The organism is Frankia sp. CcWB2, from assembly GCF_977927585.1.
In genome coordinates, this window is the sequence record NZ_CDWRCM010000034.1 from 26,337 (window position 1) to 28,255 (window position 1,919).

The window sequence follows — 1,919 nt, forward strand, 5'->3', positions numbered from 1 at the left end:
ATACTCGGTGAAAAGGTGATTCCGCGGGTCGCCGGGCTCGCCGAAATCTCCTGACCCTCTGGGTGGCCGGGGCGACGCGGCCGGCCCGTCGGCCGGCCCGGCACCGGGGGCCACCGACGGCCCGGCTGGATGCCAGGGTGAACTCCGCGCGCACAGCCGAGCGGCGGTGGCTGCTGCACCGGATGCTCGCGCCGCACCGGCGCGTCCGGGCGGTGCGCGAGTTCGACGAGGTCTATCGCACCCTGCGGGAGACCGCCCCGGCCTCCGGCACCCCGGTGTTCAGGCCTCGCCCTGGGCGCGGTGCGTACCTAGCCGCCCCGTTTCATCTATGACAGAGGTAGCAGTAATATTTCTACTACCTCTGTCATAATCCGGGGTGGATTTCTTTTGTCTGTGACGGCTCGTGGTGCGGACATCGCGAGATGACGATCGGGGCGACCGTGGGGCCAACGGAGATCAACGGACTGCCGGCGCACGTCTTGCTCGTGCATGTGGTTGTCATCCTCGTGCCGCTGGCGGCGATGCTGGTGGTGCTGTCCGCGGTGTGGCCGGCGGCGCGGCGCCGGCTGGGCGTCATCACCCCGCTAGTCGCTCTGGTCGCGCTGGTGAGCGTGCCGCTCACCACCCATGCGGGGGAGTGGCTCGAGGCACGCGTGCCCTCGAACGAGCTGGTCCGCCGGCACGCCGAACTCGGCGACACCCTGCTGCCCTGGGCCGCCGGGCTGTTCGTCGCGGCCGTGGTGCCGTGGGTGCTTGCACGCCGCTCGGCCGCCACCGGAACGGAAACGGCTCCGGCGCGCACCGCGACCGGTTCCGGCCGGACGCTGCTCGTGGCGGTTCTCGCCGTGCTCAGCCTCGTCGCCGCCGCCGGTTCGGTCGTGCAGGTCTACCGGATCGGCGACAGTGGTGCCCAGGCTGTCTGGCACGGCAGCTTCAGCCGGACCCCCCTCCTGGTTACCCAGAGCGCGTCGGCGCAGCCAGTCGTCGAGTGAGGGCTCACCGCTGTCGAAGGCCGACAGGTCGTCGGAGGCAGTGATTGGTCTGGGGGCCGAGTAGCCGCTCACTCGAAGATGGATTCTTCGGCGAACAGGCGCTCCAGCCGGGGCTTGGCAGTCATCGGGCGGTCGAGGACGGCGAGGAACTCTACCCACGTCTCGTTCTCCGGCAACCTGCGGCCAAACTCGGCTGCTGGTGTGAGAAGGCGGCCGGATGGGTGGAGAGAGGGCGGGGCGTCGATGACGGCCCGGCGCGCTGCGGGCAGGTCGAGGGTGTCGGTGTCCGCGACGTCGTGCGAGCCGACAATTCGGCCAACCCTACCGTTACGTTAGAGTTGGATGTATGTGGATGGAGTCACGTCGCCAACGGAACCGATCCCCAGTGCCCTGGTCGGCAACCCGCCATCATCCGACTTCGCCTGCCGCGAGTGCCCCCTTGCAGGCGAGGAGTAATCGTGCCGTTTTCTGGCTTTAGTCGGGACGCAGTCTGGGGACGTTTCAAAGCGGCATGGCTGGCGGGTCCCACCGCGGATCTGCTGGCTGGTCTGGTGGTCGCCCTGGCCCTGATTCCTGAGGCGATCTCGTTCTCGGTCATCGCCGGGGTGGATCCCAAGGTGGGTCTTTACGCTTCGTTCTCGATGGCAGTGATCATTGCGATCGCGGGCGGTCGCCCAGCGATGATCTCGGCGGCAACAGCGTCGATGGCGCTCGTCATGGTGCCGCTCGTCCGGGATCACGGGGTCGAGTACCTCTTCGCGACGACGGTCGTGACCGGCGTCGTACAGATAATTCTCGGGCTGGTCGGGGCAGGCCGGCTGATGCGTTTCGTGCCGCGTCCGGTCATGGTCGGATTCGTCAACGCGCTCGCGATCCTCATCTTTCTCGCGCAGCTTCCTCATATTGGGTCTTCGAAGTTAACCGGGG

Annotated in this window: 3 protein-coding genes and 1 pseudogene; 3 read left to right on the top strand and 1 reads right to left on the bottom strand. The window is 67.8% G+C overall.

The window, feature by feature from the left end:
* The first annotated feature begins 137 nt into the window (after positions 1-137).
* Positions 138-332 (top strand): hypothetical protein, encoded by a 195-nt coding sequence (locus tag ACY45C_RS05890; RefSeq protein ID WP_462186636.1) that lies wholly within the window; start codon positions 138-140, stop codon positions 330-332.
* Positions 333-422: 90 nt separating this feature from the next.
* Positions 423-992 (top strand): hypothetical protein, encoded by a 570-nt coding sequence (locus ACY45C_RS05895; protein ID WP_462186637.1) that lies wholly within the window; start codon positions 423-425, stop codon positions 990-992.
* 68 nt (positions 993-1,060) lie between these two features.
* On the opposite strand, the pseudogene ACY45C_RS05900 reads toward ACY45C_RS05895, so the two are convergent.
* Positions 1,061-1,150 (bottom strand): annotated as a pseudogene (locus ACY45C_RS05900) (type II toxin-antitoxin system TacA family antitoxin); the annotation flags it as partial.
* A gap of 357 nt (positions 1,151-1,507) precedes the next feature.
* Between ACY45C_RS05900 and ACY45C_RS05905 the strand changes: the two are divergent.
* On the top strand, positions 1,508-1,919 hold a 412-nt coding region (locus ACY45C_RS05905), incomplete at its 3' end, for a SulP family inorganic anion transporter (RefSeq protein WP_462186639.1).